Below are 13,657 nucleotides of genomic sequence, written 5' to 3'. Positions count from 1 at the left end.
GATAGAGCACTATCCGTGCGATACCAACTCAAGTCACTCTTCAAAGCGCACTCGCCAAGAGTGCTATTCAAAAACGCTATCAAATCAAAAACGCTATCAAACTAAGACACTAGGATTACCATGTGGCTTTCAATTCTCGCCGTTAGCGGCGGTGCAGCCATCGGCGCCAACGCCCGCTGGCTGCTGGGTGTGTGGCTCAACCACTATTACCCCGCCATCCCGCTTGGCACGCTATTCGCCAATACGCTTGGCGGCTATTTGATCGGCCTCTTCGTGGCTATTTTCAGCGAAAACCCCCACATTTCACCGGAATGGCGGCTGTTTCTCGTCACCGGCTTGTTCGGTGCCTTAACGACGTTTTCTTCCTTCACCGCTGAAATTCTCGCTAACTTTCAGGCCGGCCGCCCGGGGCTAGCGCTAGCCGGCATTGGTTTGCACCTTGGCGGTTCGCTGCTGTTCGCTTGGCTGGGCATGCTTACTGTAAGCCTTGTCAGCGATTTGATCGGCTCCGTTCCCTGATGAGGCGTCGTTGAGATTCAGCCTGCTAATCACCCCGCTTTAACGACGGCGTCGGCAGCCTTCAGCCGGGCCTGTCGCTGGATCGCGACTCCCTGATACCGGCCGCGACTGGTAGGATTGGCTTCCTTGTCCCGACTGAACCGATTCCCTTATGAGCCCCGACCGGCCTTCAATGGATAGCCCTTCGACTGAGCCGCCATCCGAGGTACCCACTCCGGCGTCGTCTCAGGACATGACGAGCCCTTCAAGGCCCGCCGCACTAACCCCGGCCAACTCACGGCTGGTAGGCATGCAGGCCAATATCGCGAAACTCAGTCAGCGCTTGAAACCTTATGCCTGGCTGTGGCCTCCGGTCGCTTTCAGTGCCGGGGTCGCGAGTTTCTTTCTGGTCGATCGCCAGCAGTGGCTGGGGGGCGCTCTAGCCCTGGCGATGCTGCTCGCATGGCTGCTGCTGCTCTCAGAGAGTCTGATTCAACAATGGCTTTCCAACCGCGGCTACCCGCACCTTTCACGGGGTGTGACCACCTTCATTGCCCAGATGATCCACCAGGAGACCCTGTTTTTCAGCCTGCCTTTTCTGCTTGCCACCACTGTCTGGTCGAGCGGTCAGGCGGTCTTCACGGTGCTCTTCATGGGGCTGGCCCTGCTTTCGATTCTCGATCCGCTGTACTTCCGCTTGGCCGAACGCCATCGCTGGGTGTATTTCGCTTTTCATGCCTTGTGTGTGTTTGTCGTGGTATTGGTCACGCTGCCGATCATGTTGTACCTGAACACCGGCGAGAGCCTGGCCATCGCGCTGGCCGTGATGGTGGTATTTACCTTGCCAAGCCTGGTAAACCTCTTGCGCCCCAAACGCGCCAGCAGTTGGCTGGCGATGATCGGCTTGGCCTTGCTATTGGCAGGTGCCGGCTGGGCCGGACGGGGCTGGGTGCCACCCGCTAACCTCTGGCTCAGCGGTTATGCCTTGTCACCGGGGTTAGAGATCTCGAGCCGCAGCCCAAGCGGCCAAATGGCTTTGACCAGCGAGGCGGTCGCCTCTAGAGGCCTCTTTGTCTTCACGGCAATCCGTGCGCCGAGGGGCCTGAGCGAGACGGTTTATCATGAGTGGCGCCACAATGGCAGGCTGGTCGACCGCATTCCATTGGAAATTCGTGGTGGGCGCGCTCAGGGGTACAGAGCCTGGACCCACAAGCAGAATTTCCCAGAGAACCCCGGCGGCGCCTGGCGGGTGGATGTGATGACCCCGTCAGGCCAGCGGATTGGCGTGGTGCGCTTTACCGTGCAAGAGGATGCGAGCGACGCCCAGGTAGTGAACGGCGACATCCAGACACCGAGGGGCCTGCCCGGGCTCGATTGGCGCCAACTGATCCCCGGCAAGGAAAGCGACGCATCATGAGCGCAGGCAGCCTGACCGGTGAGCATCTCTTAACCAAATGTGGGGTTGCATTGCCCAGGGTGAGTTCCCACAATGCAACTATTAGCTGGCGAACAGAGGGCTACCATGCAAAAAAATATCGGTTTCAAGCTGGCCCGCCTGCCACGACTCTGGCGAGCCATCATCGATCAGCGTCTGGCACCACTGGGACTCACGCAGACCCGCTGGGTCACCATCTATCATCTGTGGCGTCTAGGCGATGGTCAGCCTCAGTGCGACCTGGCGAGGGCAATTGGCGTCGAAGCCCCATCGCTGGTGCGCACCCTGGATCAACTGGCCCAGCAAGGCCTGATCGAGCGTTGCCCCTGTGACCATGACCGCCGCGCCAAGCGTATCTACCTAACGGAAGAGGCCACGCCCTTGCTCGAGCAGATTGATAGCGTTGTCGAGCATGCTCGGGAAGAGATGCTCGAAGGGCTGAGCGATGAAGACATCGATCGGCTCGATGCCCTACTCTCTCGCATCGAAGATAACGGACTCAAGATCCAAGCCAAGGAAGACGTCAAGGCCTAGGCGTGACCTGACAACTCGTCTCGCAGAGCGGCGGTATCAATCACCGCCGCGCCTGATCTCGCTTTTCTCGAAATCCCAGCTTGCGGGGCGCCGGTTCATCCGACCGCCCGGCAAGCTGCTGATTAAGGTTCAGGATATTGTCCCGATGCCGTTCGAAAGCATCGACACCGAGCGACTCTTCCCACCATAGCGTCAGCGCCTCACGGCTCGACTCCACTACCTTCGCATCCGCCGGCAGTTCCGCAAGCACTGTCACCAGTCGTTCCTTGGCCTCACTGGGCAAGGGGCGTATCGGTTCGATCCGCCAGCGCCAGCCGTCCATGAAGGCTTTGAGCGCGTCGCTTGCTACCGCCTCACGAACCAGCACGAAGCGCGGCCCTGGGTACTCGCTGGGATACGCCCAGCGATAACTCACCATCTGCCCCCCCTCATGCAGCGGCGAATCGCCCAACTTGACCCCGATGCCTGACTGTCTCGCCGCCTCTCGCAGCTGCCCCATGCGCTGCTGCTGGGGGCTGGGCCGCAGCCACATCATGGGTGAGAGCATCAGCCCCATCACCAGCAAAATGATCAACCAAACCATCTTCACCTCTACCTGGAGAAAGGCGATCGAGCCCACACGGCTGACCATCGGAAAGCGGGGGCGAAATATCGCCCTCCTGGCGCACCTCGATCGACCAAAAAGGATGACTAAAATATGCTAAAAGATTGATATAAATCGTTGTCGTGAGCTATTGGCACGCCTAAAGTTGAGTCAGGCCCATTCACTTTCTACCGGGAGACTCTCATGAGCAACGAGTATGGTCACATCCTGGTCGCCGTCGACCTCACCAAGGATTCCCACAAGGTGCTGGAACGCGCGCTGCCGATTGCTGACCGCAACCATGCCAAGCTTTCCATCATGCATACCTTGGAACCCTTGGGCTTCGCCTATGGCGGTGATATTCCGATGGACTTGACCAGCATTCAGGACCAATTGGACGAACACGCCAAGCAACGCCTGGCCGAGATTGCCGATCCGCATCAGGTCGCCAAGGAAGACCAGCACGTGGTGGTTGGCATGCCCGATACCGAGATTCATCGCTTTGCCGAGGAGCATGACGTCGACCTGATCGTGGTCGGATCGCACGGCCGCCATGGCTTTGCGCTGCTGCTGGGCTCCACGTCCACGGGCGTCCTGCACGGCGCCAAGTGCGATGTGCTGGCGGTGCGGGTCGGCGAGGAAGACAGCAAGGAATAGCGCCACATTGAGCGCTAACGCCATGCCCATAGCATCACTTGGCTAATGCCTCGCGCAAACAACACAGTACGACAACTCAGTGCACATCGGATCAAGGGCGGCGTCCAAATGGACGCCGCCCTTGTATCGTTACCCGTTCACGCTTCGCCTACGGCCATCGCTTCGAGCTCCATCCAGCGCTCCATGGCCTCATCCAGCTCGCCCTGCTTGGCGGAGAGCGCCTCCAACGTGGCGGTGACGTCCGCGGCTTCCTGCTGATAGAAGCTCGGATCCCCGGTCTTGGCCTCGAAATCGGCGACCTCGGTTTCCAGGCGCTCGATCAAAGCCGGCAACTGATCCAGCTCCCGCTGCAGCTTGTAGGACAGCTTGACCCGCTTCTTTTCTGTGATCGTCTCAGTGGCGGCAGGCGCAGGCTCACCACGCGACGCCTTGGCTTCGCTGGGCGACTCCGTCTTGGCCTGCCCTGCCGCCTGGGCGGCGTTGAAGTCCCAGGGGGCCGGCGGTAACTTGCCACCCTGGCGTATCCAGTCAGTGTAGCCGCCGACATATTCTCGCACGATGCCATCGCCTTCGAAGGCCAGCACTCCGGTCACCACGTTGTCCATGAAGGACCGGTCGTGAGACACCAGCAACAGGGTGCCATCGAAGTCGAGCAGCAACTCTTCAAGGAGCTCCAGGGTCTCGACGTCCAAGTCGTTGGTCGGCTCATCGAGTACCAGCACGTTGGCGGGCTGAGTGAACAGCTTGGCCAACAGCAGGCGGTTCGACTCGCCACCAGACAGCGCCTTGACCGGCTGGCGGGCCCGCTCAGGGGTAAACAGGAAGTCCTGCAGGTAGCTGATGACGTGACGGTCCTTGCCACCCACGGTCACTCGGTCGCTGCCCTGAGCCACGTTGTCGTAGACGGTCTTCTCCGGTTCGAGGCCGGCCCTCAGCTGGTCGAAGTAAGCCACCTGCATCTTGGTGCCCAGCTTGACCTTGCCTTCCTGCGGTTCGAGCTCGCCGAGCAGGATCTTCAGCAGGGTGGTCTTGCCGGCGCCGTTGCGCCCGATCAGGCCAATCCGGTCGCCACGCTGAATATCGAGACTCAGGTCGCGGATCACATAATCGCTACCGAAGGACTGGCTGACATGCTTGAGCTCCACCACCTGCTTGCCGCTGCGCTCGCCGCTATCAACCGACAGGTTGGCATTGCCCTGGCGTTCGCGGCGCTGGCCGCGCTCACGACGCATTTTCTCCAGGGCCCGTACGCGCCCTTCATTACGGGTCCGGCGCGCCTTGATGCCCTGCCTGATCCAGGACTCTTCCTGGGCGAGCTTCTTGTCGAATTCGGCGTTCTCACGGGCCTCGACTTCCAGCTCGTGGTTCTTCTGCTCCTGATACTTGGCGTAGTCGCCGGGATAGCGTCCCAGACGACCGCGATCCAGCTCCAGGATGGCGGTGGCAAGGCGCGACAGGAAGGTACGGTCGTGGGTGATGAACAGCACGGCGCCATTGAAGGCGGCGAGCTGATCCTCGAGCCAGCCGATGGTATCCAGGTCCAGATGGTTGGTGGGCTCGTCGAGCAGCAGCAGATCCGGTTCGGCAACCAAGGCTCTGGCCAGGGCCACTCGCCGCCGCCAACCGCCGGACAGAGCATCCATGGCGTCGTCGGCAGGCAGGCCGAGTCGCGTCAGCACGGTGTCGATACGCTGATGGAACGACCAGCCGTCGATGGACTCGAGCTGCGTCTGCAGGCGCTCCAACCGCGTCATGTCAGGGTCCGGATCCTGAATCAGGTGGTGATACTCGGCCAGCAGCGAACCCGCCTCGGGCAGGCCCTGGGCGACGACATCGAAGATGGTCTCCCCGGAGGCCGCTGGCAGGTCCTGTTCGAGCACGCCGATCTTGAGCCCAGGGGCTCGCCACAGGCTACCGCCATCGGCCTGGATCTCACCCGATACCAGCTTGAGCAGGGTCGACTTGCCGGTACCGTTGCGGCCCACCAGCGCCAAGCGCTCGCCGCGCTCCAGCACCAGATCGGCCCCGTTGAGCAGCACCTGAGGGCCATAGGCCAGTTGCAGCTGTTCCAGACGTAGCAGGGTCACGCGTTTACCTCTTGGTGTTCATCATGAGGCGCGCCACGCAGGCACGCACAAGTGCGCCTAGTGTAACGCGGACGATGCCTCGCCGTCGGCCCTTGTCGCATCTTCGCGACCATACCAGCCGCATCTTCGCGACCACATCGGTCGCACGTGACCCTGCCGCCGCTGGCCGGGTACAATAATTGGCCATTTTTCCAAAGGAAATGCCCCTTGGCCGAACCAACCGCCACCTTCGACGATGTACTGCCCGAGGCGCTGCGCTTTCGCTCCCCGGCCCCGCTGGTGGACATCGGCGCCAACCTCACTCACGAGAGCTTCGGTCGCGACCTCGAGGCGGTGATTCACCGCGCACGTGCCGCCCATGTCGACACCCTGATCCTTACCGGCACCGACCTTGAGCATGCCGAACAGGCCGTGGCGATGGCCCGACAATATCCGGGGCTATTTGCTACTGCAGGCGTGCACCCCCACGATGCCAGCGGCTGGACGCCCGAGCTTGCCCGCGCCATGGCAGCGCTTCACCGCGAGCCTGAGGTGGTTGCGGTTGGCGAATGTGGGCTCGACTTCAACCGCAACTTCTCCACGCCGGCCGAGCAGGAGCGCGCCTTCGAAGCGCAACTAGGGCTCGCGGCCGAGTCCGGCCTGCCCGTGTTCATCCACGAACGGGATGCGGGACGGCGCATGCTGGAGATACTGCACGCCTGGCGCGACGACGTCAGCCAGGCGGTGGTGCACTGCTTCACCGGCGAGCGCGAAACCCTGTACGGCTATCGCGACCTGGACCTGCACATCGGCCTGACCGGCTGGCTTTGCGACGAGCGCCGCGGCCATCATCTGCGCGAGCTGGTGCGCGAGATTCCCCTCGACCGGCTAATGGTCGAGACCGACTGCCCCTACCTCGTGCCGCGCAACCTGCCGGCCAAGCTCAAGGGGCGTCGCCACGAACCGGCCCTGCTGCCGTGGATCGTACGCGAGATCGCCCACTGGCGCGGCCTCGATGAACAGGCGCTGGCCGAGGCGACTACCGCCACGGCGCGCGCTTTCTTCCGCCTGCCAACCGATGCCGCTGACTGACGTCAACGATAGTGACTGACTGCTGATACCCCTTCAGAAGAGGATTCCTGACATGGCCGACGTACCCGGCTTCATTGCCGTCGAGACCGGCGAAGAAGGCGGCCTGCCGCTGGCGATCGCCTGGTCGCTGAACGACGGACGCATCAAACACACCCTGATCCAGCCCGACAGCGACTGGCTCGAGGATGATACCGTCGCGCTGGGCGACTACAGCCAGGAAGAGCTGGAAAGCCTGGGCATCAGCCCGCTGGATGTGATCCGCGAGCTGGAGACCGATCACTTCAACGCCACGCTGTATACGGCTGGTGTCAGCGATGACGAAGCGGCGTTATCACGGCTGTTCGAGACCTTCGGCCTCGACCCCTTCGTCGAGATGGCGCCCGCGGAGTCGCTCTATCCTGATCTGGACGCTGGTGAATGGTCGCGGGAACGCGGCATGCTGTTTGCCGAACAGGGGCTGGAGCCCATGCGCCCGGAACAGGAAGTCGAGGTAATGCTATTGCTGCATCGTCGGCTCGTGCTGGGTGAGGACACCGAGTTCGGCCATGACGGCAATCACGACATCGACCTGGAAGAAGATTAAGCCAGGCCGAGTCAAGCGCAAGGCAGTACAGCACACGCCCGCCGCGATGCTAGGCCAACACTGCTAGGCCGGGACAGGCGCAGGCGACGCGGCAAGCCTGCCTCGGCCAAGACTGATCGCCGCGGACAGCGGCTGCCCTTCCTGGTAGAACGCCTGCAGGGCATCACGAAAAGCCCGGGCGCGCGCGGGCAAGCCTTCGGCCTCGACTCGCGCCGCCCGCGCCTCCACCCGAGCGCGAAACCCTTCCCGATCGACCTCCACATCGCCCAGATTATCGACGCTGACATTGAAGGGCAGCCCACAAGCGCTGGAGAACAATAGCTCCAGGGACTGGGGGGCGACTTCTACCGCCTCGAAGCATGCCTGCTGCTCGGCATTCCGACCGTCCGGCAGGTACCAGTAGCCATAATCCTCGCGCATGCGACGCCGCGCCCCGGCGATGCACCAGTGACTGACTTCGTGCAGGACGCTTGCGAAGAACCCGCGTGCGAAGATCACGCGATGATGGTCGCAATCGGCATCCGCTGGCAGGTAGAGCGGCTCATCACCGCCCCGCACCAGGCGGGTCTGATAGGTGGTGTAGAACAGGCCATCGAACAGGGCGATGACGTCCTCGAGACGATGGGTCACGGCATCTCCGGGTGGCGAATCGACGGGGCGCAGTATAAGGGCATCACAGCCAAGCGAAAACCATCTCTGCTTGCTAGACTACGGCTCCGGTCTGCCCCTGGAAGGGCCACCCTTGCCGCATTTGAAAGGAGTCTTAGGTGCCATCGTCATCCCTCTCCCCGCTGTCTGAGTGGTACAAGCAGACTCGCCTGCTGATGGGCCTGGCCTTGCCGATCTGTGGCGCCCAGCTCGCCCAGGCCGGTATGAGCACCGTCGATGTGATCATGACCGGTAGGCTCAGTGCGACCGACCTGGCCGCCGTCTCGGTGGGCTCGAGCCTATGGCTACCACTGATGCTGTTCATGGCCGGCACGCTGATGGGCCTGACGCCGATCGTCGCCCAATTGCTCGGCGCCGAACGCACGGACACGATCCGCTCCCGCGTCCACCAGTCACTTTGGGTCGCCCTGGCGATGGGAGTGATCGTCGCTGTAGTGCTCCATCAGGCGGTCATGCCGATCTTCACCTGGATGAGCGTTCCGCCTGCGGTCGCCGAGCGCTCGTCGGCCTATCTGGCCGCTGTGGCCTTCGGCATGCCCGGCTCGGCCCTTTTCATGGCACTGCGGGCCTTTTCCGATGGCATGAATCATACTCGCCCGGCGCTCTGGATCAGCCTGTTGGGTCTTGCCGTGAACATCCCCTTTAATTATCTGCTGATTCATGGCGGTACCGGCTTGGTCGAACTTTTCGGTGAGCAACTGCCGGCGACCCTCAAGGCCCTGCCAGCACTAGGCGCCTTTGGTTGTGGCATCGCTACGGCAATCTCCATGTGGGCGATGGCGCTGGCCATGCTGCTGTATACCCGCCAGAGTCGTGCCTATGGATCGGTCGCCCTGTGGCAGACGCTCACCCGGCCACACTTGGAGCAAATCCGTGAACTGCTGGTGGTCGGTGTACCGATCGGCGTCTCGATCTTCGTCGAGGTGACCCTCTTCACGTTGATCGCGCTGTTCATCGCTAGCCTCGGTGAAGTGGTCGTCTCGGCACACCAGGTAGCCCTCAACGTCACCTCATTGCTGTTCATGCTGCCGCTGTCGCTAGGCATGGCGCTGACAGTACGGGTCGGCAACACCCTGGGGGCCGGCAACCTGACCACGGCCCGCTTTGTCGCCTGGCACGGCATCGCCCTGAGCCTGGTGATCGCGCTATTCAACGACCTGATTCTTTGGTTCGCCGCTGAACCCGTACTGGCCCTGTACACTCATAACACCGAGGTGCAGCAGGTCGCCCTGTCGCTGATCGGCCTGGCGATGCTCTATCAGATTTCCGATTCCCTGCAGGTCAACATGGCCGGTGCACTGCGCGGCTACAAGGACACCCGTATCATCATGATCATCACACTGATTGCCTATTGGCTGGTCGGGTTAGGCGGGGGGCATATGTTGGGGATCGGTGCCCTGCCCGGCCTCGCGACACCGCTCGGCGTGCATGGCTACTGGATTGGCCTGGTGGCCGGCCTGACGGTCGCGGCGGTGCTACTGGGCATCAGGCTCCATACCATCAGCAAGGCGGTAAGCAATGGAGAGCGCAGGATTCAGACCGACTAATGGTCGCAAGCCGAACCGGGGGGCACAGTTTGCTATCAGAGACCTGATACGGCTTGGCCTGATGATGGCCGTTACCCTGACGCTCGCCGGCTGCGAACGCGGCACTGAGGTCAAGGCGCTGTTCACGGACTACCTGCAGCAGTTGGCAACCGCCCTGGAGGTAGACGCACCGACCCTGGCCTCGCCGCCCAATATCGCGGCCTTTCCGGAAGACGACGCGAGACTGTTTGATATCCCCGACATTCGCGAGGGCATGCTCGATATCTATGCCCTTCGCGAGTGCCAGATCGCCGCACTGGTTGCCAATCGCAACAACCAGCTCGGCAAGGTGGCGGCCCCCAGCCAACGCTGGCTGTATGAGCTCAAGCTTTGGCGGCGCCTGGAGGCCTGTCGTCATTCACCAGTCGCCCAGCGGCTGGACGACGAGGACAGGCAACGCCTGGAACGCCTGACGCGCATCAAGGCCGAACGGATGCCCAAGGCCAGTTGGAACGCCCTGTTCGGGTCTGAGGAGTGGATCGCGAGCTTCTCTCGGGCCAGTGGTCCGCTTTCACCCGATGCGCTGACGCGCCCTAGTGATGCCCTGGCGGCGCTTGGCTACCTGCGCACCATGACCGCTCGGCAGTTGGACCCCGGCTGGCAACCGGACTCCGCTACCCTGGAGCAGCACCTCAAGGCCCTGCGTGAAGAGCCTCTGAACGCTCAGATATTGCGCAGCCTCCAGTTGACCGCCTTGCGCCTGGAGGAGGCCAACCGCTTATTCGACGCCGCCGAGGCCGAGTCCTCCTGCCCACTTGCGGATGCCGATCGTTTGCCGCCCCTGCGCGGCCAAGTAAAGGATCAACTACGCCCCTATCTCGAGGGCCTTGAGCAGTTCGCCAGCAGTTGGCTCGGCGCCGTGGACGCCTTGCTCAACGTTCAAAAAGTCTCCCGCCAGGCGATCGATGATTACCGCCACGACTGGCTGTCACTGGACAACCCTGAAGCCCCCTGGCAACGCTTTCTCAACGCCCGAAAGACCCATGCTCAGCACTGGCAGCGGCTCATACGGCGCTGCAGCAACAACGATGGCGTTTAAGGAAGGCTTAACTTTCATACACTGACTGTGCTAATAGTGAATCTAGGCCAGTCAAATGCCGTGATGACGCGCTTAAGGAGGGTTGTGATGGGAATCCCAATGTCCCGCCCCGCTCAGGTCATCGACCTGGATACCATGCGAAAGCGGCAACGCGCCAAGAAACGGCTAGTCCGGTTGTCCCCGGAACTGGATGGGCTGGAAATGCTCTATCATCTAGCCTCCGATCCGGAAACGCTATATGGCATGCCATTGCTTGCCTGGGGCATGCGCGAGGATGGAGAAGTCGTTGGCCTTGTGCCTTGGATGGAAGCGCTGACGCCTTGTCATCAGTTGGATGACCCACAGTTTGGGCACTTCATCGGTTATCGGGACCCAGAAACCGACGAGGTCTTTCATAGTGCTCCCGACCACAAGGTCTTCGAGCTGGAGCATGCCGCCGCCTACTTCGACTACGAGGAAACGCTCGAGTCGACCTTGATTCAGCAGTTGCCGGACACTCTCGGTACCCATGCCCTTTGCATGGATAGCGAGGATGAGCCCTGGCAACTCAAGCAGGTCTTCGGCTGGCGGCTCTACAACAACGGCGAAATCGAGGCCCTGCTGGTCGATGAAGAGCTCGTCGAGTCGACACCTGTGGTCGCCGGAGACCCCTGCCTGTATCCCGGCCATAGCCGACATCAGGTGGTGTACTTCTTTCAGCGGGTTATCGCCAACCGGATCAAGCAGGAGGACACGGCAACCCTCGAGGCCCTGGCGCTGATGATCAGCAACGATTGAGGCGACACCCGCTCAAGAATCACCGTCAGCCGAGGCGAATCAGGTACAGGTAGGTCGCCTCGTCCTCGTGCTGATGGATCAGCTCATGTCCCAGAAAACTGCAGAACTTCGGGATGTCGCGGGTCGTTGCCGGATCGGTAGCGACCACTTTGAGAATCTCGCCCTGTGACATGTCCCGCACCTTGTTGTGCATCAGCATGATCGGCTCGGGACAGTAAAGGCCACAGGTATCCAGTTCGGCATCGTGATCTGGCAGGTCATCAGCGTAATCGGACATCGGCTTCTCGATTGGGTTACGGGTGGAATGATATTTGGCGGCTCAGGGACCTAGGTCACGGGTGACAATTGCGGGAGCTGGAGCAGCACCATGATAAAAGTACTCATCAGGCGGCGCATCATGCCCGGGCTCGAGGAAGAATACGACCTAGCGGCGCGCAGCGCCATGAGAGCCTCGATCAACGCCAGTGGCTTCATTGCCGGCGAGAGCTTATGCGAGCGCCATCACCCCGACCGGCGCCTACTGATTACTCAGTGGCGCGATCTGGCCGCCTGGAAGGCGTGGCAACAGGGGCCAGAGCGGGAGCGCGTCATGCAGCACGTCCTGCCGCTGCTGGTCGAGGATGAAGAGATCAGCCTCTTTGAGCACTGCTGATAACGTCCAGGCCACTGATAACGCCCAGGCTAAAGCAGCCTTCCGGATCATGACCTGAATGAAGTCAGCTGCTATTACAGTGATAGATTTCTGACGCTTATCAGCGACTGCATCTTGATGTTGCCAACCTGGGCGGCCAGGCCAGCCAAGCTCGCGCTGGCTAGTGCTTGAGCCGCACATGGACCGTGACTTCTTCACGGTCATGGTAAAGGTGGTGACAGTGAATCTCCGCGGCGACGCCGGCCCCCTTGAGTTGGTCATCCAAGCGCGCCAGACACCGCGCCACCTCGGCCCACCGCTGCTTCATCGGCAGCTTGAGGTTGAAAACTGCCTCACGACACCAGCGCTTGACCAGCCACCGCTCCACCATTTCCACGACGCGAATCGGCTTGTCGACGATGTCGCAGACCAACCAGTCGAGGCGATTGGGCGGTGTCCAGGTAAAGCCGTCCTCGCGCAAATGCTCGACCTGACCGCTAGCCATCAGCCCCTTGTCCATGGGGCCGTTATCGATCGCATAGACATACATGCCCTGATGCACCAGCTGCCAAGTCCAGCCACCGGGCGCCGCGCCCAGATCGGCGGCCTGCATGCCCTCCCCCAGGCGCATCTCCCACTCATCACGCGGCACGAAGACATGCCAGGCCTCCTCGAGCTTGAGCGTCGAGCGACTGGGTGCATTTTTGGGGAAGCGCAGACGCAGGATACCGCCCAGCCGTTCGCTGCGATTACCCGGAAAGCTCATGCCGAGCTGCACGCAATCGCCAGCTGTCCAGTAAAGGTGCAGACGCCGACCGCCGGCCTTGCGCCGCAGCGCTCCGCGTTTCTTCAGGATGGACTCGAGGGGGCGGGTCAGCGCCTTGATCAACCCACTCAAGGCCTTGCCATCATTGGTGTCGGGCGTTTCCTGCCAAAGGCTCTCGAAGCTCCAGCCACTGGCCACCACCTGCTCGATGATCGGCGTCAGACGGTCATCCCGAGAAAGACCTTCAAGTGCAGGAAGCGCCACTAGGCTCTGACGGGCAAACACCAGGGACGCAAGCGGCAAGTCACGGTGCAGGGCATTGGCCGGCTCGTCACCGCTAAGCATGAAGCTCACGAAACCGCTGTTCGGCGTTGCCTGGGGGTAACCTGACCAGCCGAGCTGAGCAGCCTTGTCGGCAACTTCCGCGCTGAGATCATTCTCGAAGCCCGGACGGCAATAGAGCAGCAACTGCTGGGGAATCATGTGACTTCTCCTGTGAAGGGGCGCCAGTCTAGTCGTCGTCAGATCCGCTCACAAGCCGGGCAGTCATGCGACGACCAGCTGATTGCACTGCACATCTAACGCGCGGTGATCCATACAAAACCTACCGCCCAGACACGAAAAAACCCCGACCTGTAAAGGACCGGGGTTTTCTCTCAATAAATGCCTGACAATGACCTACTCTCGCATGGAGAAACTCCACACTACCATCGGCGCTAAGCGGTTTCACTTCCGAGTTCG

The 13,657-nt window shown here is 61.6% G+C and carries 15 protein-coding genes and 1 rRNA gene; 10 read left to right on the top strand and 6 right to left on the bottom strand.

Annotated features, from left to right (window positions below; translation table 11 throughout):
- Window positions 1-120: 120 nt before the first annotated feature.
- The 3 genes from crcB to slyA all read left to right on the top strand — a co-directional run bounded on the left by crcB (window position 121) and on the right by slyA (window position 2,467).
- On the top strand, window positions 121-519 hold the full coding sequence (gene crcB / locus HUS66_RS15955) for a fluoride efflux transporter CrcB (RefSeq protein ID WP_175072186.1): 399 nt from the start codon (window positions 121-123) through the stop codon (window positions 517-519).
- Between the two features lie 232 nt (window positions 520-751).
- Window positions 752-1,915 carry a DUF5924 family protein gene (locus tag HUS66_RS15950; RefSeq protein ID WP_175072185.1) on the top strand — a complete coding sequence of 388 codons (1,164 nt, stop codon included), beginning with the start codon at window positions 752-754 and terminating at the stop codon, window positions 1,913-1,915.
- Between the two features lie 105 nt (window positions 1,916-2,020).
- Window positions 2,021-2,467 (top strand): transcriptional regulator SlyA, encoded by a 447-nt coding sequence (gene slyA, locus HUS66_RS15945; protein WP_175072184.1) that lies wholly within the window; start codon window positions 2,021-2,023, stop codon window positions 2,465-2,467.
- 40 nt (window positions 2,468-2,507) lie between these two features.
- Here slyA and HUS66_RS15940 read toward each other — a convergent pair whose 3' ends face one another.
- On the bottom strand, window positions 2,508-3,050 hold the full coding sequence (locus HUS66_RS15940; protein WP_175072183.1) for a preprotein translocase subunit YajC: 543 nt from the start codon (window positions 3,048-3,050) through the stop codon (window positions 2,508-2,510).
- 204 nt (window positions 3,051-3,254) lie between these two features.
- On the opposite strand from HUS66_RS15940, the gene HUS66_RS15935 reads away from it, so the two are divergent.
- The gene (locus tag HUS66_RS15935; RefSeq protein ID WP_175072182.1) at window positions 3,255-3,707 is read left to right on the top strand and encodes a universal stress protein; all 453 of its coding nucleotides are present in this window, start codon (window positions 3,255-3,257) and stop codon (window positions 3,705-3,707) included.
- A 137-nt stretch (window positions 3,708-3,844) separates the two neighbouring features.
- Here HUS66_RS15935 and HUS66_RS15930 read toward each other — a convergent pair whose 3' ends face one another.
- Window positions 3,845-5,794 carry an ATP-binding cassette domain-containing protein gene (locus HUS66_RS15930; protein ID WP_175072181.1) on the bottom strand — a complete coding sequence of 650 codons (1,950 nt, stop codon included), beginning with the start codon at window positions 5,792-5,794 and terminating at the stop codon, window positions 3,845-3,847.
- Between the two features lie 207 nt (window positions 5,795-6,001).
- Here HUS66_RS15930 and HUS66_RS15925 point away from each other — a divergent pair, with 207 nt between their 5' ends.
- Both HUS66_RS15925 and HUS66_RS15920 read left to right on the top strand, forming a co-directional pair.
- Window positions 6,002-6,865, top strand: coding sequence for a TatD family hydrolase (locus HUS66_RS15925; RefSeq protein ID WP_175072180.1), 864 nt, complete (start codon window positions 6,002-6,004; stop codon window positions 6,863-6,865).
- 52 nt (window positions 6,866-6,917) lie between these two features.
- The gene (locus tag HUS66_RS15920; RefSeq protein ID WP_175072179.1) at window positions 6,918-7,448 is read left to right on the top strand and encodes a hypothetical protein; all 531 of its coding nucleotides are present in this window, start codon (window positions 6,918-6,920) and stop codon (window positions 7,446-7,448) included.
- A 63-nt stretch (window positions 7,449-7,511) separates the two neighbouring features.
- Here HUS66_RS15920 and HUS66_RS15915 read toward each other — a convergent pair whose 3' ends face one another.
- On the bottom strand, window positions 7,512-8,078 hold the full coding sequence (locus HUS66_RS15915; RefSeq protein WP_175072178.1) for an elongation factor P hydroxylase: 567 nt from the start codon (window positions 8,076-8,078) through the stop codon (window positions 7,512-7,514).
- 194 nt (window positions 8,079-8,272) lie between these two features.
- Between HUS66_RS15915 and HUS66_RS15910 the strand changes: the two genes are divergently transcribed.
- The 3 genes from HUS66_RS15910 to HUS66_RS15900 all read left to right on the top strand — a co-directional run bounded on the left by HUS66_RS15910 (window position 8,273) and on the right by HUS66_RS15900 (window position 11,519).
- Window positions 8,273-9,664, top strand: coding sequence for an MATE family efflux transporter (locus HUS66_RS15910; RefSeq protein WP_175072213.1), 1,392 nt, complete (start codon window positions 8,273-8,275; stop codon window positions 9,662-9,664).
- Window positions 9,665-9,725: 61 nt separating this feature from the next.
- The gene (locus HUS66_RS15905) at window positions 9,726-10,742 is read left to right on the top strand and encodes a DUF3080 family protein (protein ID WP_175072177.1); all 1,017 of its coding nucleotides are present in this window, start codon (window positions 9,726-9,728) and stop codon (window positions 10,740-10,742) included.
- An 87-nt stretch (window positions 10,743-10,829) separates the two neighbouring features.
- On the top strand, window positions 10,830-11,519 hold the full coding sequence (locus HUS66_RS15900) for a hypothetical protein (protein WP_092528259.1): 690 nt from the start codon (window positions 10,830-10,832) through the stop codon (window positions 11,517-11,519).
- Window positions 11,520-11,544: 25 nt separating this feature from the next.
- Here HUS66_RS15900 and tusA read toward each other — a convergent pair whose 3' ends face one another.
- On the bottom strand, window positions 11,545-11,796 hold the full coding sequence (gene tusA, locus HUS66_RS15895) for a sulfurtransferase TusA (RefSeq protein WP_175072176.1): 252 nt from the start codon (window positions 11,794-11,796) through the stop codon (window positions 11,545-11,547).
- A gap of 90 nt (window positions 11,797-11,886) precedes the next feature.
- On the opposite strand from tusA, the gene HUS66_RS15890 reads away from it, so the two are divergent.
- Window positions 11,887-12,171, top strand: a complete 285-nt coding sequence (locus HUS66_RS15890) for an antibiotic biosynthesis monooxygenase family protein (RefSeq protein ID WP_175072175.1) — start codon at window positions 11,887-11,889, stop codon at window positions 12,169-12,171.
- A 160-nt stretch (window positions 12,172-12,331) separates the two neighbouring features.
- Here the strand turns inward: HUS66_RS15890 and rlmM are convergent, their stop codons facing one another.
- Together rlmM and rrf are read right to left on the bottom strand one after the other, a co-directional pair.
- Window positions 12,332-13,399 carry a 23S rRNA (cytidine(2498)-2'-O)-methyltransferase RlmM gene (gene rlmM / locus HUS66_RS15885; protein WP_175072174.1) on the bottom strand — a complete coding sequence of 356 codons (1,068 nt, stop codon included), beginning with the start codon at window positions 13,397-13,399 and terminating at the stop codon, window positions 12,332-12,334.
- A 182-nt stretch (window positions 13,400-13,581) separates the two neighbouring features.
- A 5S ribosomal RNA gene (gene rrf / locus HUS66_RS18155) occupies window positions 13,582-13,657 on the bottom strand; the annotation flags it as partial.

It is taken from the genome of Onishia taeanensis (assembly GCF_013349955.1).
Classification (GTDB): domain Bacteria; phylum Pseudomonadota; class Gammaproteobacteria; order Pseudomonadales; family Halomonadaceae; genus Onishia; species Onishia taeanensis_B.
This window is presented reverse-complemented; position numbering and strand designations above follow the sequence as displayed.

Bases quoted from the DNA above. Each gene is read 5' to 3' on its own strand.
- HUS66_RS15940 (WP_175072183.1), bottom strand. From the start codon at position 3,050: ATGGTTTGGTTGATCATTTTGCTGGTGATGGGGCTGATGCTCTCACCC.
- crcB (WP_175072186.1), top strand. From the start codon at position 121: ATGTGGCTTTCAATTCTCGCCGTTAGCGGCGGTGCAGCCATCGGCGCC.
- slyA (WP_175072184.1), top strand. From the start codon at position 2,021: ATGCAAAAAAATATCGGTTTCAAGCTGGCCCGCCTGCCACGACTCTGG.
- tusA (WP_175072176.1), bottom strand. From the start codon at position 11,796: ATGTCCGATTACGCTGATGACCTGCCAGATCACGATGCCGAACTGGAT.
- HUS66_RS15935 (WP_175072182.1), top strand. From the start codon at position 3,255: ATGAGCAACGAGTATGGTCACATCCTGGTCGCCGTCGACCTCACCAAG.
- HUS66_RS15950 (WP_175072185.1), top strand. From the start codon at position 752: ATGACGAGCCCTTCAAGGCCCGCCGCACTAACCCCGGCCAACTCACGG.
- rlmM (WP_175072174.1), bottom strand. From the start codon at position 13,399: ATGATTCCCCAGCAGTTGCTGCTCTATTGCCGTCCGGGCTTCGAGAAT.
- HUS66_RS15890 (WP_175072175.1), top strand. From the start codon at position 11,887: ATGATAAAAGTACTCATCAGGCGGCGCATCATGCCCGGGCTCGAGGAA.
- HUS66_RS15910 (WP_175072213.1), top strand. From the start codon at position 8,273: ATGGGCCTGGCCTTGCCGATCTGTGGCGCCCAGCTCGCCCAGGCCGGT.
- HUS66_RS15905 (WP_175072177.1), top strand. From the start codon at position 9,726: ATGATGGCCGTTACCCTGACGCTCGCCGGCTGCGAACGCGGCACTGAG.
- HUS66_RS15920 (WP_175072179.1), top strand. From the start codon at position 6,918: ATGGCCGACGTACCCGGCTTCATTGCCGTCGAGACCGGCGAAGAAGGC.
- HUS66_RS15900 (WP_092528259.1), top strand. From the start codon at position 10,830: ATGGGAATCCCAATGTCCCGCCCCGCTCAGGTCATCGACCTGGATACC.